18 protein-coding genes and 1 other RNA gene are annotated in these 20,387 nt (G+C 38.0%); 6 read left to right on the top strand and 13 right to left on the bottom strand.

From position 1 onward, the window contains the following. Positions 1–42: 42 nt before the first annotated feature. Together ACOI1D_RS01905 and ACOI1D_RS01900 are read right to left on the bottom strand one after the other, a co-directional pair. On the bottom strand, positions 43–984 hold the full coding sequence (locus ACOI1D_RS01905) for an alpha/beta hydrolase (RefSeq protein WP_422498808.1): 942 nt from the start codon (positions 982–984) through the stop codon (positions 43–45). A gap of 181 nt (positions 985–1,165) precedes the next feature. After that, positions 1,166–2,203 carry a M42 family metallopeptidase gene (locus tag ACOI1D_RS01900; protein WP_422499006.1) on the bottom strand — a complete coding sequence of 346 codons (1,038 nt, stop codon included), beginning with the start codon at positions 2,201–2,203 and terminating at the stop codon, positions 1,166–1,168. A gap of 286 nt (positions 2,204–2,489) precedes the next feature. Between ACOI1D_RS01900 and ACOI1D_RS01895 the strand changes: the two genes are divergently transcribed. Then, complete coding sequence (locus ACOI1D_RS01895; RefSeq protein WP_422498806.1) at positions 2,490–4,073, top strand: peptide chain release factor 3; 1,584 nt, start codon at positions 2,490–2,492, stop codon at positions 4,071–4,073. A 198-nt stretch (positions 4,074–4,271) separates the two neighbouring features. Next, positions 4,272–4,679: an LAGLIDADG family homing endonuclease gene (locus ACOI1D_RS01890; RefSeq protein ID WP_422498804.1), complete on the top strand. Its 408-nt coding sequence runs from the start codon at positions 4,272–4,274 to the stop codon at positions 4,677–4,679. A gap of 476 nt (positions 4,680–5,155) precedes the next feature. On the opposite strand, the gene ssrA is transcribed toward ACOI1D_RS01890, so the two are convergent. The 6 genes from ssrA to secG all read right to left on the bottom strand — a co-directional run bounded on the left by ssrA (position 5,156) and on the right by secG (position 10,527). After that, positions 5,156–5,491, bottom strand: a transfer-messenger RNA (tmRNA) gene (gene ssrA, locus ACOI1D_RS01885). A 121-nt stretch (positions 5,492–5,612) separates the two neighbouring features. Continuing rightward, positions 5,613–6,074 carry an SsrA-binding protein SmpB gene (gene smpB / locus ACOI1D_RS01880; protein ID WP_422498803.1) on the bottom strand — a complete coding sequence of 154 codons (462 nt, stop codon included), beginning with the start codon at positions 6,072–6,074 and terminating at the stop codon, positions 5,613–5,615. A gap of 84 nt (positions 6,075–6,158) precedes the next feature. After that, entirely contained in the window at positions 6,159–6,968 is an 810-nt protein-coding gene (gene zupT / locus ACOI1D_RS01875) for a zinc transporter ZupT (protein ID WP_422498801.1), read from the bottom strand. 162 nt (positions 6,969–7,130) lie between these two features. After that, positions 7,131–9,356, bottom strand: a complete 2,226-nt coding sequence (gene rnr / locus ACOI1D_RS01870) for a ribonuclease R (RefSeq protein WP_422499004.1) — start codon at positions 9,354–9,356, stop codon at positions 7,131–7,133. A gap of 53 nt (positions 9,357–9,409) precedes the next feature. Next, a complete protein-coding gene (locus tag ACOI1D_RS01865) occupies positions 9,410–10,156 on the bottom strand; it encodes an alpha/beta hydrolase (protein WP_422498799.1) in 747 nt (248 codons plus the stop codon). A gap of 137 nt (positions 10,157–10,293) precedes the next feature. Next, positions 10,294–10,527: a preprotein translocase subunit SecG gene (gene secG, locus ACOI1D_RS01860; protein ID WP_422498797.1), complete on the bottom strand. Its 234-nt coding sequence runs from the start codon at positions 10,525–10,527 to the stop codon at positions 10,294–10,296. Between the two features lie 166 nt (positions 10,528–10,693). Here secG and ACOI1D_RS01855 point away from each other — a divergent pair, with 166 nt between their 5' ends. The 3 genes from ACOI1D_RS01855 to ACOI1D_RS01845 all read left to right on the top strand — a co-directional run bounded on the left by ACOI1D_RS01855 (position 10,694) and on the right by ACOI1D_RS01845 (position 13,723). Next, a complete protein-coding gene (locus ACOI1D_RS01855; RefSeq protein ID WP_422498795.1) occupies positions 10,694–11,608 on the top strand; it encodes an alpha/beta hydrolase in 915 nt (304 codons plus the stop codon). Positions 11,609–11,747: 139 nt separating this feature from the next. Continuing rightward, positions 11,748–13,463 (top strand): phosphoenolpyruvate--protein phosphotransferase, encoded by a 1,716-nt coding sequence (gene ptsP / locus ACOI1D_RS01850; RefSeq protein WP_422498793.1) that lies wholly within the window; start codon positions 11,748–11,750, stop codon positions 13,461–13,463. 179 nt (positions 13,464–13,642) lie between these two features. Beyond that, positions 13,643–13,723 (top strand): putative holin-like toxin, encoded by an 81-nt coding sequence (locus tag ACOI1D_RS01845; protein ID WP_422499003.1) that lies wholly within the window; start codon positions 13,643–13,645, stop codon positions 13,721–13,723. A 197-nt stretch (positions 13,724–13,920) separates the two neighbouring features. Here ACOI1D_RS01845 and ACOI1D_RS01840 read toward each other — a convergent pair whose 3' ends face one another. Beyond that, positions 13,921–14,484, bottom strand: coding sequence for a nitroreductase family protein (locus tag ACOI1D_RS01840; protein ID WP_422499002.1), 564 nt, complete (start codon positions 14,482–14,484; stop codon positions 13,921–13,923). 489 nt (positions 14,485–14,973) lie between these two features. Between ACOI1D_RS01840 and ACOI1D_RS01835 the strand changes: the two genes are divergently transcribed. Next, positions 14,974–15,219, top strand: a complete 246-nt coding sequence (locus ACOI1D_RS01835; RefSeq protein ID WP_422498791.1) for a hypothetical protein — start codon at positions 14,974–14,976, stop codon at positions 15,217–15,219. 89 nt (positions 15,220–15,308) lie between these two features. On the opposite strand, the gene eno is transcribed toward ACOI1D_RS01835, so the two are convergent. Genes eno through ACOI1D_RS01815 form a run of 4 tightly spaced genes read right to left on the bottom strand, consistent with a single transcriptional unit; the run spans position 15,309 to position 20,112 of the window. Next, positions 15,309–16,595, bottom strand: coding sequence for a phosphopyruvate hydratase (eno, locus tag ACOI1D_RS01830; RefSeq protein WP_422498789.1), 1,287 nt, complete (start codon positions 16,593–16,595; stop codon positions 15,309–15,311). 20 nt (positions 16,596–16,615) lie between these two features. After that, positions 16,616–18,157 carry a 2,3-bisphosphoglycerate-independent phosphoglycerate mutase gene (gpmI, locus tag ACOI1D_RS01825; protein WP_422498786.1) on the bottom strand — a complete coding sequence of 514 codons (1,542 nt, stop codon included), beginning with the start codon at positions 18,155–18,157 and terminating at the stop codon, positions 16,616–16,618. Continuing rightward, positions 18,154–18,912: a triose-phosphate isomerase gene (gene tpiA / locus ACOI1D_RS01820; protein WP_422498784.1), complete on the bottom strand. Its 759-nt coding sequence runs from the start codon at positions 18,910–18,912 to the stop codon at positions 18,154–18,156. Before tpiA ends, gpmI begins: the two co-directional genes overlap by 4 nt. Before the next feature lie 18 nt (positions 18,913–18,930). Then, a complete protein-coding gene (locus ACOI1D_RS01815) occupies positions 18,931–20,112 on the bottom strand; it encodes a phosphoglycerate kinase (RefSeq protein ID WP_422498782.1) in 1,182 nt (393 codons plus the stop codon). Positions 20,113–20,387: the final 275 nt, after the last annotated feature.

Raw genomic sequence — 20,387 nt, 5'->3', positions numbered from 1 at the left:
TATCTGGCTTTTGTGATGGATTTTTCAAGCTCTACACCTTACTTAATCAGTTACTTTTTGTACAAACTCGTTCACCCGTTTTTGAAATTCCACTGGCGCAACTGTAAATGCTTCCGTATGCCCAGCATCAGGTACAATCCATAACTCTTTATTACCAGTTGCTGCTTCGTACAGTTCATCAGCCATTTCTGTTGGAACCAATTGATCAGCAGCACCGTGAATGATTAAGAGTGGACGTGAATTCTTCTTTACCTGTTCTATTGCTGAGGCTTCCTCAAATGTGTATCCAGTTCGAATATTTGTGATTACACTTGTTATTCCCATAAGTGGGAAAGCCGGGAGGTTATACAAATGCTTCAATTGATAGGTTAGTTCATCCTGAACCGAAGTATACCCACTATCAGCAATAATTCCCTTCACCTCTTGTGGAAGTTTTTCACCACTTGCCATCAAAACTAAGGCTGCGCCCATCGAATTTCCATGCAATAAAATTGTATCTTTTCCTTCTTCATCTATTAATCTCTGAATCCATTCTTGGTAGTCTTTCCGATCATGCCATCCATACCCTATGTAATCTCCTTCGCTTTCTCCATGACCACGTGCATCAGGTATCAAAACGTCATACCCTAAATCATAGTAGAGCTTGACATATTCACTCATGTCTTCCTTATTCCCACGGTAACCATGTGCGAGAATAACTACCTTACCAGTCGACTTGTGATGTGAAAGATAATTTGCTTTCAACACTAACCCATCAAAGGTTGTGAGTTCAAATGTCTGTATAGTTTGTTCATTATACCAGCGATTAGCCTCTTCAATAACAGCATTGGTTTCAATGGTATTGGCCGGTGAAGCACCACTGTATAAGTCTACAGATTTACCACGCTTTACACTTTCTCCGTAAAAATAATTACCTGCTATACCAACCCCAATTAATGCTAAAACCACCAGTGTCCCACTAAAAAAATAGATTTTTTTCTTCATCTAATATACTCCTGTCTGCATAACTTAATCTAGTACTATCTTATAATAAGACAGGGTTAAATAATAGAATAAAATATTTTAAAAAGAAGACTCACCGATTTTGGTGAGTCTTTCTTCTTGCCCTCTAGGCAGGTAAGAAAGCATAAATCCTTTCTTACTGCATAAGTGCAACTAGAGTTTTCTAATGAGATACTATTCCTGACAACACATAGTGATACAGTAATTGTTCTGTATAATCCAGTGATGATTCGTGTGTTCTTTCATAGGCATGTGATGAGTCAATTCCAGGGCCAATAAGCCCGTGGATAATGTCATGTCCAGCACGAATAGCTGCGGACGCGTCTGATCCATAGTATGGGTAAATGTCCAATTTATAACCAATCTTGTTTGCTTCTGCCAGTTCGACAAGATGTTTACGTAATCCATAGTGATAAGGTCCACTAGAATCTTTTGCACATATTGAAACCGTATATTCATCGGTTGATTGACCGTCACCCATAGCCCCCATGTCAACGGCTAAATATTCAACGGTTTCAGGTGAAATATTTGAGTTGCCACCATACCCGATTTCCTCATTATTAGAAATCAGGAAATGTGTTGTATATGGTAAAGTGATGTTCTCTTCTTTTATGCGCTTAATAAGTTGCAGGAGTATTGCAACACTTGCTTTATCATCCAGATGGCGTGATTTGATAAATCCATTATCGGTTTGTTGAACACGGGGATCAAATGATACAAAATCCCCTACTTCAATACCGAGCTCACGAATTTCCTCTTCATTTGTAACCTTAGCATCAATACGGACCTCCATATTTTCTTGGTTACGCTTGGCATCACCGGCATCCTTATATACATGGACAGAAGTCTGGTGCATTAAAATTGTTCCTGTAAACACTTTTCCACTGGAAGTATGTATTTCACAGTATTCTCCTTCTATGGCGTTATACTTAAATCCACCAATCAAATCAAGGCGCAGTCGCCCATTATCTTTAACCTCTTTTACCATTGCACCAAGTGTATCAACGTGAGCAGTTAACATTCTGTGCTCATCTTTGTTATTTCCAGGTAGTGTTGCGATTAACCCGCCCTTACGATTACGTCTTGTTTCAACCTGCAAGTCTTTTAAAAAACTTTCAACAAATGTAATTACTTGCTCAGTATTCCCTGAAGGACTAGGGATAGATACTAGCTGTTCAATCAATTCTTTCGTTTCATTCATCTTTGGGTATGTACTCAAAATAATTGCTCCTTTCTAATCCTTAACAAGTTCATTTTACAGTTACTTAATTTAGATTAACAGTATAAACTTTTTAAGATCGGGATTATTCAAAATAATCGCTTTAGTAACAGGATGATTCACATTGACTTCAGCCCTCACAACATGCTACTTTTGATGTATAATAAACGAGATACTCTTAAAGGAGAATTAATCCGATGTAAATTAAAAATCCCAAATGTAACTAGTTCGAATTTCACATACAATTATCTAACGAAAGGGATTTTTTATGAGTCTACAAGACGAAATTAATAAACGAAAAACATTTGCTATTATCTCGCATCCAGATGCAGGTAAAACAACATTAACAGAACGATTGATTTTGTACGGAAACCTAATACGTTCAGCCGGAACTGTTAAGGGGAAAAAATCCGGAAAATTTGCTACCTCTGACTGGATGGAAATAGAAAAACAACGTGGTATCTCAGTTACTTCGAGTGTGATGAACTTTCCATACGAAGGGTACCAAATAAATATATTAGACACACCTGGACACGAAGATTTTAGTGAAGACACGTATAGGACGTTAACTGCGGTAGACAGTGTGGTCATGATCATTGATTCGACAAAGGGAATTGAAGCTCAAACTAAAAAGTTGTTTAAGGTTTGTAAAATGCGTGGTATACCTATTTTTACATTTATAAATAAATTAGACCGTGAAGGAAAAGAGCCACTGGAATTATTGGAAGAAATCGAGGAGGTCTTAAATATTGAGACTTACCCTATGAACTGGCCAGTTGGAATGGGGAAAAGGTTTCTTGGTATTTTCGACCGTAAAGGCAAACAGTTTATTCAATATAATGGTAATGAAGAAGAAACCTACATTCCGTATGATGAGTTAACCAAAGATGAGCATCAGGAATTAGTATCCCACGAATCTTATCAGGCTGCTGAAGATGAACTGACATTAGTTGATGAAGCGGGAGATAAATTTTCAATGGAATCAGTCATGTCTGGAGATCAGACGCCTGTATTTTTTGGTAGCGCTATTGCACCATTCGGAGTGCAAACATTTTTTGATACATTTGTTTCGATGGCGCCTGCGCCTGCACCAAGAAAATCAACTAACGGCATTGTTCAAACAGATAACCCTGAATTCTCAGGATTTATCTTTAAAATTCAAGCGAATATGAATCCTGCTCATCGCGATAGAGTAGCATTTTTACGTGTTTGTTCTGGTAAATTTGAACGAGGAATGAGTGTGAAACTTGCAAGATCCAATAAAGTAATCAAACTTGCGCAAACTCAACAATTTGTTGCATCGTCCAGGGATACAGTTGAAGTAGCATACCCCGGGGATATCATAGGTATTTACGACCCAAATGTTTACCGGATTGGAGATACGCTTGTTGAAGGAAACAGTTTGTTTGAATATGACGAGTTACCACAATTTCCACCGGAACTATTTAAAAAGGTAACTGCTAGCAACGTAATGAAATCCAAGCAATTTAAAAAAGGAATTGAACAACTAGTTCAAGAAGGTGCGATTCAACTATTTAAGAGACATAAGAGTGAATCTAATATCCTTGGTGCAGTTGGCGAGCTACAATATGAAGTGTTTAAATATCGCATGAAAAACGAATACAATGTTGAAGTTATGCTGGAAACAATAGGTGAGCGAATTCCACGCTGGTTAAAAGAAGACCAAGTAGATGCATCATTATTCGATTCACAAAACATGCTTGTCCAGGACCGGGAAGGTAACTATATTGTTTTATTTAAAAACAATTTTGCCCTACAGTGGTTTGCAGATAAAAACCCTAAGATTGACCTAATTGATTTATTTGAAGTGAATCAGTATGACCAAGTATAAATGTTAGAGAAAAATAACCATCTAAGTCTTATCCAGGCTTAGATGGTTATTTTTTTAACTAGAGTAAAGTGGGAGTCTAAAAATATTTAATCCACTTCTGTAATCACTATAAAATAAAATTTATAAATTGATTCCTTAACGTAAATAGACTAAAATAAAAAGAGAACATACGTTCATTAAAAGGGGAGTGATTTAAGAATGAAAGAATGGGAAGCGGCTTATATAGCTGGAATAATAGATGGTGAAGGAAGTATAACCTTGACTCGAATGCACAGTAAAGAACATAGAAGACCATGTATATCAATATCCTCAAATGATAAAGAAATGCTAGTTTTTATTCAAAATCTAGTGGGTGGAGGTATATATAATAAAAAAAATTATAATCCTTCAAAATTCCAAAATTCTTATACACTCTACATAAAGAAAAAAGAAGATGTTTTTCAAACCTTGGGTGTAGTTCATGCATTTTTAAGAATAGAACGAAAGAAAAAACGAGCCGAATGGATTTTGAGCAACTATGATTCCGTGACTCCCCGTAATGGAAAATATAATGAAACCATGTTAAGTAATAAAATATTATTTGAAGAGAGATTCTTTACTCTTTAATTCCAAACTGACAAGCCTACAAATACGACACATTACCGAAATATTGCTACAAAAAACTGCAAACTTTAATATCTACAGCTAATTTCAGTATATTTTTGCCGTAAACTTTTAAGCATAAAGATGCCAATAGCAACAAACTTATGACTAAAACCATATTAAACACAAAAAAACCACCAACATATGTATTGGTGGAGACGGTGGGACATGCTCTTCCATGCTTTCGACATGGCACTGACTATATCTTGAACCTGAATAATTCAGGTCCTCCGGCGTCTTATGCAGAATATATTTTTGCCTTTTTCAGGCTGAATTCCACATCCTAGTACTACCATAAATGGCAGCCTATAAGTCGATACACGGCTGTTGGATTACTCCACATACCGCTCGGCATTGCCCTATTACTTTTAAAGTAACTTAGGTTTCACCGATAAAGCCGGATTATCACTTCTGTATTACTACAAAAGGCGACTAATTACTAATCGAACCCACGTCCAAGGATATCGCCACTCAGGCTTCTACGCGTGTAGTTGGTATATTATCATTCGCTAACATCTCGGCCTACCAACGGGCTTCAATGTAGCTAGTCTGATTGGTTTCAACTAACATCCTCAGACGGTGGATGGTAGTGTAGCCCGCTTCATTTGAGACCCTTCGATCTGCATCACGGGCGAATGCAGGAAGGATCGCTTCAGAACTACTTACGCAGCTGCTAAAGCAGGTTGATTATTTTTGCCAATTATAGGCGTGTAACGTTTTACGAGCCGTAACCTCGACGCGCAACCTGAGCTCAATCTATCCCTGTCGAATCCTAAACGTCCCCATTAAGAGAAACGCTCGGAAAAAAATTGAGCATCTATTAAATTGTGAATAACTTTTTACAACAACCCTTATTATAGCATAATCATAAGAAATTGCAACCGTATATAGGTCATTTTACTCACGATCTTTAATTGCACGATCGATGTCACGCTTCATTTGCTTCTGTTTCAGGTCTTCCCGTTTGTCATACTTTTTCTTACCTCGCCCTACTCCAATTAAAACTTTCGCATAGCCATTCTTGATATATACCTTTAATGGAACCAGCGCATAGCCTTGCTGCTGTGTTACACCTATTAATTTATCAATTTCTTTGCGGTGAAGAAGCAGTTTACGAGTCCTGGTTGGGTCATGGTTGAATCTGTTCCCTTGCTCGTACGTTGAAATATGCAGATTGATCAGTTTAGCCTCGCCTTTATCAATTCTTGCATGTGAATCTTTAATATTAACTCGGCCAGCACGAATGGACTTTATTTCAGTTCCCTGCAATACGATTCCTGCCTCATATGTTTCTTCTATGAAATAATCATGCGATGCTTTTTTATTTTGAGCTAACGTTTTTCCAAGTCCTTTTGGCATAGTCTTTCCTCCTACTGCTTACGTGCTTCCTTATTTTATCAAAGATTCGATTCTATTCCAACCAAAATAGCGTTAAATCCCCATTTAGATGAATAGTAGCAGACTAATAGCCATTAATGCCATCCCTCCGATTAAACCATAAATTGATGTATGTGCCTCATCATATTTCTTAGCTGCAGGCAACAATCCATCAAGTGAGATAAATACCATGATCCCAGCTACACTCGCAAATATTACACCAAATAATACATCAGTCAAAAAAGGCATCAGAATCAAGAAAGCTAGTACTGCTCCAATTGGCTCAGATAATCCTGAGAGAAACGATAATTTGAATGCCTTTTTCTTGTCATTTGTCGCGTAATAGATTGGCACAGATACCGCGATTCCTTCTGGTATATTATGAATTGCTATTGCTACAGCAATCGCAAAACCGATTTCTGGATTTTGTAAAGTCGCTGTAAACGTTGCAATGCCTTCTGGAAAGTTGTGAATCCCAATTGCCAGTGCTGTAAAAGTACCCATTTTTAATAAGTCAGGATTATTAATTGATTTACTTGTATCCTTCATTTCCTCTACTTTTTTCAGCTCATGTGGATTCGTTTGCTTTGGAATAAACTGATCAATTAATGCGATTAAAAAGATTCCTCCGAAAAAAGAACAAACCGTCACCCAACTGCCCTGCACTTCACCCAGCTCACCGATTAAGGCATCTTGTGCTTTCACAAATATTTCAATCATCGATACATAAATCATTACCCCAGCTGAAAAACCCAACGAAAAAGACAAAAACTTTTTATTTGTTGTTTTTGTAAAAAAAGCTAGTATACTTCCTATCCCGGTTGCCAAACCTGCAAATAAGGTAAACAAAAAAGCCAATATTACTTCTTCAGACATAATAATCCCCCTTGTTGTACTAGTTTATAAAAGTTTCCTAAGGGAAACATATCTATATTGATTAGACTATTCTATCTGTTGAACAATTGCAACCATTTTTTTCAAAAAAAAAGACTAATTCTTAGCTCATTGCAATTGAGCTGAATTAGTCATAAATAAAAATTAATTTTTTCGTCCAGATTTTTTCCTGTTCTTTGTTTGCTTTTTCTTGTTTTTATTATTTTCTCCGCCTGAATTGGTTGGTTCACCTTTTTTTCCTGGACTAACCATTTCAAAATCTACCACGCGTTCTTCGGTATTGACAGCAATTACTCGTACTTCAACCGCATCACCGATTCTATATATATTACCCGTTCGTTCACCAATCATTGCATAGTTTCGTTGGTCATAATGGTAATAGTCATCTGTTAGCTGGCTCACATGTACAAGGCCTTCTACCGTGTTTTCTAACTCGACAAACAGTCCAAAATTAGTTACAGAGCTTATAACACCTGCGTAAACTTCACCTATTTTATCTGACATGTATTCGGCTTTTTTCAGATCGTCGGTTTCCCGCTCTGCATCAACCGCAGTCCGTTCTTTTGCTGAGGTATGACGACCGATTTCCGGCATTTTCTCTTTCCAATTTGAAAGTGTCTTGTTATCCATCTTTTTCTCAATTAAATAAGTACGTATTAAACGGTGTACGATTAAATCTGGATACCTTCTAATTGGTGAAGTAAAGTGTGTATAGAAATCAGTTGCTAATCCGAAGTGACCAATACTATTCGGATCATATTTCGCTTGCTGCATAGAACGTAACATCAACTTAGAGATAATCATCTCTTCAGGTGTATCTTTGACATCCTCTACAATCTTCTGTAATGCTTGCGGGTGAATATCGTTAGCAGTTCCTTTTACTTTGTATCCAAGGCCACCAATGAATTCAAAAAAGTGCTGTAGCTTCGATTCGTCTGGTTCAGCGTGAATACGGTGGATAAAAGGAACGTCCATCCAGTGGAAATGCTCAGCAACTGTCTCATTGGCAGCAAGCATAAATTCCTCAATCAAACGTTCTGCTACGCCACGTTCACGTATAACAACGTCAACCGCTTTTCCAGCGTCGTCCACAATTACTTTTGCTTCTTTAAAATCAAAATCAATTGCCCCTCGCTTAGCACGCTTGCTTCTAAGAATCGACGCTAGTTTTTCCATTGACTCAAACATAGGAACAAGTGCATCGTAGCGATCTCGAACTTCCTCGTCTTTATCAACTAAAATTTTATTTACATCGGTATATGTCATACGTTCATTGGTTTTAATTACACTCTGAAAGATCGAGTGATTAACAATCTCGCCATTTTCGTTAATTTCCATATCACAACCAAGTGTCAACCGATCAACCTGTGGATTTAAGGAACAAATCCCATTTGACAAACGGTGTGGAATCATCGGAATAACACGATCAACTAAGTATACGCTTGTCCCGCGCTCAAATGCTTCTTTATCCATTGGTGAATTTTCACCCATATAATAGCTGACATCAGCAATATACACACCGAGCTTGTAATTACCGTTTTCTAACTTTGTGACCGATACAGCATCATCTAGATCCTTTGCATCTGCTCCATCGATTGTAACGGTTACCTGATCACGCAGGTCTTTACGGTTTTTAATTTCATCTTCATTAATTGTTTCCGGCGCATTACCGGCCTGCTCAAGGACTTCATCAGGAAAATCTATTGTAATTCCGTGCTTGTAAATAATTGATATGATATCAATTCCCGGATCACTTTTATGACCAAGTATCTGAGTGATTTCCCCTTCAGCACTTTTTCTTCCTTCAGGATATTTCGTAATTGTCGCGATTACCTTGTGACCACTTACTGCTCCCATAGTCATGCTTTTAGGAACAAAGATATCATTTGGAATACGCTTATCATCAGCAATTACAAAACCAAAGGACCTATTATCCTCAAACGTACCGACAACCTGATGCACAGCACGTTCGAGTATACGAATAACGGTACCCTCAGGTCGGTTACCTGCATCGTCCTTTTTTTCTAATCGAACGAGGACCGTGTCATTATTCATTGCTGAAGCAAGATCTGAATGATGAATGTACACATCCGTCTGCGCATCATCTTCTGGAATTAAAAAAGCAAAACCTTTCGCATGCATTTGGATCCTGCCTTTTACTAAGTTCATTTTTTCAGGTAAGCCGAATCTGTTTTTCCTGGTGCGAACAAGTGAACCGTTTTCTTCTAATTCATTTAAGCCTTTAACTAAGCTTTTATAATCCTCTGCGTCAGTAATGCTTAAAGCTTCTTTCAATTCATCCACCGACAAGGGTTTTGTATTATTTTCTTTAAAATATTCTTGTAATTGTTCTGTTATAATACCTTCCATTTTGTTCACCTTCTTTCCCTTCTATTGTTACCCTGATTTACCAATTTATCATACTATTTTTCCCAATCCAGACTCTCTAAAAAATTATATATATCCTCGTGCAGCTGCTCTTTTTCCTTATCTAATGTAATGACATGGCCAGATTCTTCATACCATTTAATATCCTTCACATCGGATTCAATATTTTTGTAAATATATGTGGCACTGCTGGTATTGATCATTTGATCTTTTTTAGCTTGTACAATAAACGCTGGTGTATAAATAGTGTCGACGTTGCTTTTTACATCATTAATAAGATTACCCAATTGGTCAAACATAGAATCAGATTCATCTAGTAAATTGGCAACTTCTTCCTCTATTGTATCATGGTTCTTTCCCTCAAGCTCTTTATATTCTTTTGCAAACGTTTGAAAACCTTTTGTTAATTCCGTTTCATTATCAAAGAACATTGGTGCACACATAGGGATTACACCCTTAACTTTCTCAGAATATGCTAATTTTAATCCCAAAACCCCACCAAGAGACAGTCCCACAACAGCAATCTCTTCATGCCCCAAGTCCTTTAAGTGATTATAAGCATCTTTAACGTCTTGCCACCACTGTTCCGGTGTTGCTTCGATAAGCTCCTCTGGTGGTTTACCATGTCCTCTGTAAATTGGTGCGTGACATGTATAGCCTTGGTTTTCCAGGTATCTGCCAAGCATACGAACATCGGCCGTATGTCCTGTGAATCCATGTAAAAGTAGGGCCGCACGTTCACCGGACTTAAATGTAAATGCTTTTGGTTCTTTTATTTTCATACCATTATTCTCCTTTTAAACCTACTAGTTATTATTACCCTTTACTATGTACGAAAAACATTAAACTACGAATTATTTATTAAAGTAAACATAAATAATCCCTTATCACTCCAAATGTGATAAGGGATTATCAATTTCTATTGTAAAATGTATGCACTTACGAAAGCCAAACCGATAAATAATGTACCAGTTATCACGGTACCACGGTGTAGGATTAAATCAACACCTCTTGCTTTTTGTTTACCAAATAATTGTTCCGCTCCACCTGAAATCGCTCCAGATAATCCTTCACTTTTACCTGACTGTAATACCACTAAAACAATCATAATAATTGCATCTATTACCAATATTATATTTACTAAATTAGCCATATCAGTACTACACCTCCATAATCAAACGTACGAATACCTACTTGTACTTTAGCATAAATTTTGTTTGTTTAGCAAGTTTATTTTGTAAAAAACTACTATATTTGGACTAAACAATGATTTCATCTTATCATGGAGATAACAACTTAAAGAAAAGGATGAGTGAATAATGGAAAAAGAATTTTGGTTGTCAATGTACGACGATACAGAAATTTATGTAAAAAAATGGTTTAAACCAGATCAGAAGCCTAAAGCGATTGTTCAATTGGCACATGGGATGGCTGAGCATATTAACCGGTATGATTTATTCAGTGAGTTTTTGGTTGAAAAAAATATAGTTGTTTTCGGAAATGATCATAGAGGCCATGGAAAGACTGGAAATAAACAAGGTTCGCTAGGATATTTTGCAGAGGATAATGGATTTGAAAAAGTGACTAATGACCTTTATGAAGTAACCTTGGAAATTAAAAAAGAATATCCGGATATACCATTATTTATCCTAGGTCACAGTATGGGTTCTTTTCTGGCACGTGCATACGTACAGCGTTATAGTCAGGATATAGACGGTGTTATCCTTTCCGGAACAGGTTATTTTCCAAAAGCACAATCTATGGTTGGTAAACAACTTGCATCCAGGTTACCTCCTGAAGAAGAATCAAAGCTTATGAACGCACTAACGTTTGGAGCATACAATAAACGTGTCGAAAATAAACATACACCATACGATTGGTTAACACGCGACCAAGAAGTAGTACAGGAATACATTAAAGATCCGTACTGTGGATTCGTTCCGAAAGCACGATTCTTTTATGACCTTTTAGAAGGCATCAGGACCATCCAGGACAAGCAGCATAATGAGGCTATACGCAAGGATCTTCCAATGCTGTTTGTTAGTGGGGAAGCAGATCCTGTGGGGGACTATACGAAAGGTGTATGGCAAGCTGCAAACTTATATGAAAAGGCTGGCATTGAAACTATTAAAACCATGTTTTTCCAAGATGACCGCCATGAAATTTTGAATGAGTTAAACAAAGAAGAGGTATTTAATTTGTTATACCAATGGCTAGAAGACCAAATGAACTAAAAATGATAACGTTCAACGACAGTAAGCGTTTACACATGCTTTTTCCAGATTAAAACATGCTTGATTCCTTGAAAAGACAAGGGTTTTATGAGTAAATGAAAGAAGTTATGAACTTTATTTTGAAGGGTTGGACAACGTCATGAAACAAATAAATGGGATAGCTGCTTCAAGCGGAATAGCAATTGCAAAGGCATATCAACTAGTAGAACCAGATTTAACTTTTGAAAAAAAGAAAATAGACAATCCGAATGATGAAATAGATCGTCTTGAAGCTGCATTAGCAAAATCAAAAGACGAGTTGGAAAAAATCAGGGAACATGCAAAAAAAGAAATAGGTGACGAACATGCGGAGATTTTCTCTGCACATCTCCTTGTGTTAAGTGATCCAGAATTAATCAAGCCAATTAAAGATAAAATTATGACGGAAAATGAAATGGCTGAAGCTGCGTTAAAGGAAACAGCCGATATGTTTATTGACATGTTTAAAAATATGGATAATGAATATATGCGCGAACGCGCTGCAGATATACATGATGTAACAAAACGCGTAATGGCTCACCTGCTTGGTGCAACTTTTCCAGATCCTGCGTTAATTGATGAGGAAGTAATCGTCATCGCCAAGGATTTAACACCGTCAGATACAGCACAACTTAATCGTGAGTTTGTGAAAGGCTTTGCAACCGATATTGGTGGACGGACTTCTCACTCTGCTATTATGGCTAGATCACTGGAGATTCCTGCAGTAGTGGGTACAAAGGAAAGTACAAAGATCATTGAGCAAAATGATGTCATTATTGTTGATGGGATGAATGGCATAGTATTGGTAAATCCAACTGATAACGAAATAAATTCCTACAAAGAAAAGCAGGCTGCATACGAAGAACAAAAAGACGAATGGGCAAAGTTAAAAGATGAGGCTTCTGTGACTTCTGATGGTAGCCATGTCGAATTAGCTGCTAATATTGGCACCCCTGAAGATGTAGAGGGTGTGTTAAATAATGGTGGCGAAGGTGTCGGACTTTACCGTACAGAGTTTTTGTATATGGGCAAAAATCAGCTTCCTACAGAGGATGAACAATACGATGCATATAAATCCGTCCTTGAAAAAATGGGAGACAAGCCTGTAGTTGTTCGTACATTGGATATAGGTGGGGATAAGGAACTCAGCTACCTTGACCTTCCGAAAGAAATGAACCCATTCTTGGGATTCCGTGCAATCAGATTCTGCCTGGAGAATGAACCAATTTTCCGTACACAGCTAAGAGCATTACTTCGTGCAAGTGTACACGGGAATTTGAAAATCATGTTTCCTATGATTGCAACGCTTGAAGAATTCAGACAAGCAAAAGCTATTTTACTGGATGAGAAGGATAATTTATTAAATGAAGATGTTGACGTTTCAGACGACATTGAAGTAGGGATCATGGTTGAAATTCCCTCAACTGCAGTTACGGCTAAACAATTTGCCAAGGAAGTTGACTTTTTCAGTATTGGAACAAACGATTTGATTCAATATACAATGGCAGCAGACCGGATGAACGAGCAGGTCTCGTATCTGTATCAACCATATCATCCTGCAATATTGAACTTGGTAAACAACGTAATTGAAGCTGCTCACAGTGAAGGAAAATGGACTGGTATGTGTGGTGAGATGGCCGGCGATTCAATAGCAATTCCAATCTTACTTGGACTAGGACTAGATGAATTCAGTATGAGTGCAACATCCATTTTACCAGCAAGAACACAGCTACGTCAGCTATCTAAGGCAGATATGGCGTCCTATAAAGACACACTACTATCTATGGGAACTGCAGATGAAGTAGTAGCGTTTGTAAAAGAAAAAACAGAGCAGTAAACAAAATAACGCGGTGGAGGGATATTCCCTCGCCGCGTTATTTCGTTAAAACATTTCTGCGCTTCTACTGAAAATAATAGCAAGCTTTTTTTTAAACAGTTTGATATACTCAGGATAAGTGTATGATGGCTTTCATGGGTGGTGGCTCACTCCCTTTTTTCGAAAGGGGGTGATAAGATATGACAGTATTTGAAACGATTTTTCTAATGGTTTCCTTTGGAAGTCTGGTTGTTGCTATTCTGTCAAATCAAAAAAAATAACCACCCTATTGCCATGCAAGCTGTTTAGGGTGATTATTTAGTGATTTACCTTAAATATGTGAGCTGCCCCTTTGAAGGGTTACTGCACTTAGGCTGAATGGTGTAACTAGCACCATTCAGTCTTTATTATTATATTACTTTCTAACTATAGTATACCTCATTTTAAACAATTATTAAACCTGCCTTGACTTTTTAGTTTACTTCCCTCTTATTACTTCTATTTTCTGTTCAATAGAGGTCCGGCCTCTATCCCGTGGTATTCTCTTCGGATAACCCATCTGCAATACTGCAGCTATTTTATACTTACTTTCATCTAATCCTATTGCCCTTATAAATCCCTGATCGTGCATGAATGGTGTTATCGTCCAAAGCGTACCAACACCAAATTCCCATCCTGCTAGCTGGACATTTTGAATAAACGCAGAAACTGCTGCACTTTCCTCTTCAGCGCGGACTGGATCAGATTCTATTTCGTGATAAATTAAGGCATGATGTGGAATACGCATTAAAAAATCTTTCATGGAATCTATCATTTTTATCGTCTTTGCTTCCTTGTCAGTTTTCAACATACCTATCCGCTGATAGCTTTCAATAATATGTTTAATTAATTCCATTTTCCCCTGCTCCTGATAAAGCTTAATTTCCCAGGGCTCTTTCATATAGTGCGTTTGCGCATATGAACCATATGTAAAAATTTCTTTCAGTTTATTCAATGGCACTTCTTCATTTTTAAAACTATGTATAGATCTTCTTTCTTTTATTGCCTATAATATATCCAGTGTGGTCACCTCATTTATAGAATGTTTATCCTGTTAAAGGTAGATTTTTATTGTATTACGGTAGATTTATTTTAACCACGGTCGATAATATAGAAATAATGGTAGATAGTTTCAAAGGAAGGTTGATTCCCAGCAACCCCAATACTCCATTATTTTAATTTATCCTAGTACAAAGATTTTACAAGGTGGTTTTATATGTTTTAACACAAATATCTGTAAACTGCGACGTAACAGCTGGATTGATTTTCTACCACCATTTATTAGATTGGTGCTGATCCAGCGCTGCTGAAAAACACTCGCTTTCCGTGGGGAACGCTTCAGCCTCCTCGGAGCAAAAACCGCTCGCTGCGGGGTCTTCAGACTGTTCCTTTCCCACTGGAGTCTCGCATTTTTCCGCAGCTTAGATAGATTCTTTCTCAAGGGTAAAGGACTCCCAGTCAAACATAGGGGTCATGCGCATTTTTCATAGTGATGGCAGAATACGTAGACTACGGGAACAGCGCGAGTCCGAAGACCCCGGAAGAAGCGTTCTTTGCTTCTGAGGAGACTGAGGCCGCGCCCGTGGAAAGCGAAGTATTCTGCCGGAACGGTGGCGTCAAGAGAATTTTCACTATGTCGCAGTTTGTATCAACTGTGAAGATAGAACAGCAACAAACTTATGAAAAAATCTTCACAAAAGACTTTGATATATATGTTGCTTATTTCCAAACTATATAGATATTTTAGCACATCAATAAAATGTTTAAAAAGCCAACACAAAAAAGGAGCAATTCAAAATTGAATTGCTCCTCTTCTACTACCTATAATTATTTTTTCAAGTTATAAAAAGCGTTCATTCCTGCGTAGACACCAAGTCCTGAAAGCTCATCTTCAATACGTAGCAGCTGGTTGTACTTAGCTACACGGTCTGTACGTGATGGTGCACCAGTCTTAATTTGACCTGCGTTAGTTGCTACTGCGATATCTGCAATTGTTGCATCTTCTGTTTCACCTGAACGGTGTGAGATTACTGCAGTGTAACCTGCACGCTTAGCCATTTCAATTGCATCAAATGTTTCGGTTAATGTACCGATTTGGTTCACCTTAACTAAAATAGAGTTTCCAATACCTTGCTCAATTCCTTGTGCAAGCTTCTTCGTGTTTGTAACGAAAAGGTCATCTCCAACTAATTGTACACGGTCGCCAATTCGATCGGTTAACATCTTAAAGCCGTCCCAGTCATTTTCGTCTAGCCCATCTTCAATTGAAATAATTGGATATTTATTAACCATTTCTTCATACCAATCAACCATTTCTTTCGATGTACGAACGACACCTTCACCTTTAAGGTTGTACTTGCCATCCTCATAAATTTCAGATGCAGCTACGTCCATTGCGAGTTTAATTTCTTCTCCAGGCTTATATCCTGCAGCTTCTATTGCTTCTACAATCGTTTGCAGCGCTTCTTCATTTGACTTCAAGTTAGGTGCGAATCCACCTTCATCTCCTACGCTAGTGTTGTAGCCTTTATCTTTTAATACCTTTTTCAATGCATGGAAAATTTCTGCTCCAGTACGAACAGCTTCTTTAAATGATGTAGCAGCTACAGGCATTACCATAAATTCCTGGATATCGACATTGTTGTCTGCATGCTCTCCACCATTTAAAATATTCATCATTGGTGTTGGAAGTGTTTTTGCATTAAAGCCACCCAAGTAGTTGTATAACGGAATTTCTAAGAAACTGGATGCTGCGTGTGCTACTGCCATTGATACGCCTAGAATTGCATTAGCACCGAGCTTCCCTTTATTTTCTGTACCATCGAGTTCAATCATAATCTCATCAATTATATTTTGGCGCGTTACATCTAATCCTACAAGTTCTGGACCAATCAGCTCATTTACGTTCTCTACTGCTTTAAGTACGCCTTTACCCAGGTAACGATCTTTGTCGCCATCACGTAGTTCAACTGCTTCATATTCGCCAGTTGATGCACCACTTGGTACCAATGCAGCACCAAATGCACCTGATTCTGTAAATACTTCTACTTCTACTGTTGGATTTCCGCGTGAATCTAATACCTCTCGTGCATAAACGTCTGTAATGTATGGCATGTGAATCGCTCCCTTATCTTTTATTTTTTATAAATCAATGATGTGCCAGTCATTTCATCTGGCAAATCAATGTCTAATAGATCCAGTAATGTTGGAGATAAATCTGCTAAAATTCCACCATCACGTAGTGTTGCGTTTTCTCGTGTAACAATGACAGGAACTGGGTTTGTTGTGTGTGCTGTCATTGGTGTACCTTCAGGTGTAGTTACTTCATCAGAGTTACCATGATCTGCTGTAATAATTGCACTTCCACCTAATTCTACTACTTTATCAACTATTTTACCAAGACATTCATCAACTGCTTCAATGGCTTGAATTGTTGGCTCGAGCATACCAGAATGACCAACCATATCTGGATTGGCAAAGTTTAAGATAATCGCATTTGGTGTATCTGAATCCAATTCATGTAACAGCGCGTCTGTAACTTCATAGGCGCTCATCTCTGGCTTCAGATCATATGTGGCAACCTTTGGCGAATCAATTAGGATTCTTTTTTCACCAGGAAATTCTTTTTCCCGACCACCACTCATGAAAAACGTGACGTGCGGAAACTTTTCTGTTTCAGCAATTCGAAGCTGCTTCATATTTTGTTGTGCCAAAACTTCACCTACTGTATTGTCTAAATTAACAGGAGTATAGGCTACATAACCATCTACTGATTCACTAAAGTTCGTGAGCATTACGAAATGTAAATTCTTTGGTACCTTTTCACCACGCTCAAAATCACGGAAATCATCATCCGAAAAAGCACGGGAAATTTGAATTGCGCGATCTGGTCTGAAGTTATAGAAGATAATAGAATCCTCATCCTCAACAGTGCCTCTTGGCTCGCCATTCTCATCTGTCAATACGGATGGAATTACAAATTCATCATGAATACCATTTTTGTACGAGTCCTCAACCAGTGAATTGGTATCCTGATACTTTGGACCTTCACCATGAACCATTGCATCATAAGCTTTTTTCACACGGTCCCATCGCTTATCTCTATCCATGGAATAGTAGCGACCAGATATTGTTGCAATCTGCCCTACTCCATATTCTATCATTTTATCTTCAGCCTGTTTAATGTACGCCATAGCAGTTTGTGGGCCAACATCTCGTCCATCCAAAAACGCATGAACATATACATCCTTTAAACCATTATCTTTCGCCAGTTTTAACAGGGCAAACATATGGTTTATGTGACTGTGAACACCACCGTCTGACAATAAACCAAATATGTGTAATGCCTTATTCTTTTCCTTAGCATTTTTGATAGCACCAATAAAAGCATCTTTTTCAAAGAAATCGCCTTCCTCTATGGAAAGGTTAACTCTTGTTAAACTTTGATAAACTACTCTTCCAGCACCAATATTTAAATGTCCTACTTCTGAATTACCCATTTGACCATCCGGGAGGCCAACTGCCTTACCACTCGCCTGCAATTGATTATGTGGATACTTACTCCAGTACCGATCAAAATTAGGTGTGTTTGCTTGTTTAACTGCATTTCCCATCTCCGTATCACGAAGACCAAAACCATCAAGAATTATTAATGCAGCTAAGTTTTTATTCGTCATTTTTTACCTGCCTCCACAAGCTGGATAAATGAATCAGCCTCAAGACTTGCACCGCCAACAAGTGCACCATCAATATCTGACTGTGCTAACAATTCATCAACATTTGCTGGTTTAACACTTCCACCATATTGAATGACTACCTGGTTAGCTGTTTCTTCAGATGTCACTTTTTCAATCACATTACGGATATGCTTGCAAACTTCATTAGCATCGCTGCTTGAAGCTGTTTTACCAGTTCCAATTGCCCAAATAGGCTCGTAAGCGACAATCGTTTTTGCAACTTGATCTTCTGTTAAACCTTTCAATCCAGCACTAACCTGTTCTTCTATATGGTTCATTGTTTCGTTTGATTCTCGCTGCTCAAGTGTTTCACCAACACACATGATTGGAGTTAGTGCATGTTCAAATGCCGCATTTACCTTTTTATTCACTGTTTCGTCTGTTTCAGCAAAATGCTCTCTGCGTTCCGAATGACCGATAACTACATGCGTCACGCCTAAATCTTTTAGCATCACAGGACTAACTTCACCTGTATATGCTCCATTTTCGGCAAAATGCATGTTTTGGGCAGCAATTTTAACAGTTGAATTTCTAGTTTGTTGTACCAATGTCGCTAGAAATGGGAAAGGTGCACAGACAATTGCCTCAACATTTTGATCTGCTGGGTCCTTTTTTATAACCTCTTGTACGAATTCTTCCGCTTCAGCTAATACTTTATTCATTTTCCAGTTTCCTGCAATTACCTTATTGCGCATCGTCTCACCTCGTTTAATTTATTTATCATCTAATGCTTTTAGACCTGGAAGTTCCTTACCTTCCATAAATTCCAATGATGCTCCACCGCCAGTAGATATATGATCCATTTGGTCAGCGAAACCAAACTTTTCTACGGCTGCAGCTGAATCGCCACCGCCAATAACAGTATAACCGTTTGTCTCGGCTAAAGCTTCAGCAACTGCTTGAGTACCACCTGCGAATGGGTTTAATTCAAAAACGCCCATCGGTCCGTTCCAAATAACAAGCTTAGAATCCGCAATAATATCGCTGAATATTTCACGTGTCTTTGGACCGATGTCCAACCCTTCCCAATCAGCTGGAATATTATCAATAGCAACTATTTTGGTGTTGGCATCTTTTGAAAAATCATCAGCAACTACTACATCAGAAGGTATTAGAAAATTAACTCCATTTGCCTTTGCTTTTTCCATAAATTCTTTTGCTACATCGATTTTATCTTCTTCTACAAGTGACTTACCGATTTCATGTCCCTGTGCCTTGATAAAAGTATATGCAAGTCCACCACCAATAATGAGGTTGTCCACTTTATCCAGCAGATGGTCGATAACACCAATTTTATCTTTCACCTTTGCTCCGCCAATTATTGCAGTAAACGGACGTTCAGGGTTTTCTAAAGCCTTACCAAGCACGTCAATTTCCTTTTCCATCAAAAGGCCGGCCGCAGAAGGCAGTTTTTTTGCAACGCCTGTTGTTGATGCATGTGCACGATGAGCAGCACCAAATGCGTCATTAACATAAAAATCAGCCATGTCAGCAAAGTTTTGGGCAAGTTGCTCATCGTTTTTTTCCTCACCTGGATCAAAACGTACATTCTCAATTAGTAAAATGTCACCATCACTTAAACGTGACAACGCTTCATTTACCTCTTTACCATACAATGTATCGGTTTTTGTTACTTCTTTTCCAGTTAAATCACTCAGCCGCTTAGCAATTGGGTCAAGTCTCAACTCTTCAACTACTTCGCCTTTAGGTCGTCCAAGATGACTCGCTAAAATAACAATTGCACCTTGTTCAGTCAAATATTCTATTGTTGGAAGTGCAGCTTTAATTCGTGTGTCATCGCCAACTTCACCATTTGACATTGGTACGTTAAAATCAACACGACAAAACACTTTTTTGCCTTTTAAATCTAAATCCTTCAGCGTTTTTTTGTTCATCTTAAAAAAGTCCTCCTTTTTTTCAGTGATTTACCATTATGTATACCTACTTCATGTTTGTTTTTCCCTTAGATTGCAATATTAATCATCGTTAGAAAACTTTGCTTATCGCCAAGTATTAATGACCACTTAGTTGCACTTATGCAGTAAGAAAGATCGGTTCTCTGTCAAATGTGGTGGTGGATATTTAGGTCCACCACCTTTATAAAAACGATTAATAACCCATCACTTTTCTAACCTCTTGTTGCCACAATATTTTCTTTTTTAGTCGTTCC

This window comes from Virgibacillus sp. DJP39 (genome assembly GCF_049310925.1).
Lineage (GTDB): Bacteria > Bacillota > Bacilli > Bacillales > Amphibacillaceae > Virgibacillus_F.
Note: the sequence above shows the minus strand (reverse complement) of the source record. Positions and strands in the feature narration are given on the sequence as shown.

Coding starts and splice junctions, on each gene's coding strand:
- ACOI1D_RS01905 (WP_422498808.1), bottom strand. CDS start 984: ATGAAGAAAAAAATCTATTTTTTTAGTGGGACACTGGTGGTTTTAGCA.
- ACOI1D_RS01900 (WP_422499006.1), bottom strand. CDS start 2,203: ATGAATGAAACGAAAGAATTGATTGAACAGCTAGTATCTATCCCTAGT.
- ACOI1D_RS01895 (WP_422498806.1), top strand. CDS start 2,490: ATGAGTCTACAAGACGAAATTAATAAACGAAAAACATTTGCTATTATC.
- ACOI1D_RS01890 (WP_422498804.1), top strand. CDS start 4,272: ATGAAAGAATGGGAAGCGGCTTATATAGCTGGAATAATAGATGGTGAA.
- smpB (WP_422498803.1), bottom strand. CDS start 6,074: ATGCCAAAAGGACTTGGAAAAACGTTAGCTCAAAATAAAAAAGCATCG.
- zupT (WP_422498801.1), bottom strand. CDS start 6,968: ATGTCTGAAGAAGTAATATTGGCTTTTTTGTTTACCTTATTTGCAGGT.
- rnr (WP_422499004.1), bottom strand. CDS start 9,356: ATGGAAGGTATTATAACAGAACAATTACAAGAATATTTTAAAGAAAAT.
- ACOI1D_RS01865 (WP_422498799.1), bottom strand. CDS start 10,156: ATGAAAATAAAAGAACCAAAAGCATTTACATTTAAGTCCGGTGAACGT.
- secG (WP_422498797.1), bottom strand. CDS start 10,527: ATGGCTAATTTAGTAAATATAATATTGGTAATAGATGCAATTATTATG.
- ACOI1D_RS01855 (WP_422498795.1), top strand. CDS start 10,694: ATGGAAAAAGAATTTTGGTTGTCAATGTACGACGATACAGAAATTTAT.
- ptsP (WP_422498793.1), top strand. CDS start 11,748: ATGAAACAAATAAATGGGATAGCTGCTTCAAGCGGAATAGCAATTGCA.
- ACOI1D_RS01845 (WP_422499003.1), top strand. CDS start 13,643: ATGACAGTATTTGAAACGATTTTTCTAATGGTTTCCTTTGGAAGTCTG.
- ACOI1D_RS01835 (WP_422498791.1), top strand. CDS start 14,974: ATGGCAGAATACGTAGACTACGGGAACAGCGCGAGTCCGAAGACCCCG.
- eno (WP_422498789.1), bottom strand. CDS start 16,595: ATGCCATACATTACAGACGTTTATGCACGAGAGGTATTAGATTCACGC.
- gpmI (WP_422498786.1), bottom strand. CDS start 18,157: ATGACGAATAAAAACTTAGCTGCATTAATAATTCTTGATGGTTTTGGT.
- tpiA (WP_422498784.1), bottom strand. CDS start 18,912: ATGCGCAATAAGGTAATTGCAGGAAACTGGAAAATGAATAAAGTATTA.
- ACOI1D_RS01815 (WP_422498782.1), bottom strand. CDS start 20,112: ATGAACAAAAAAACGCTGAAGGATTTAGATTTAAAAGGCAAAAAAGTG.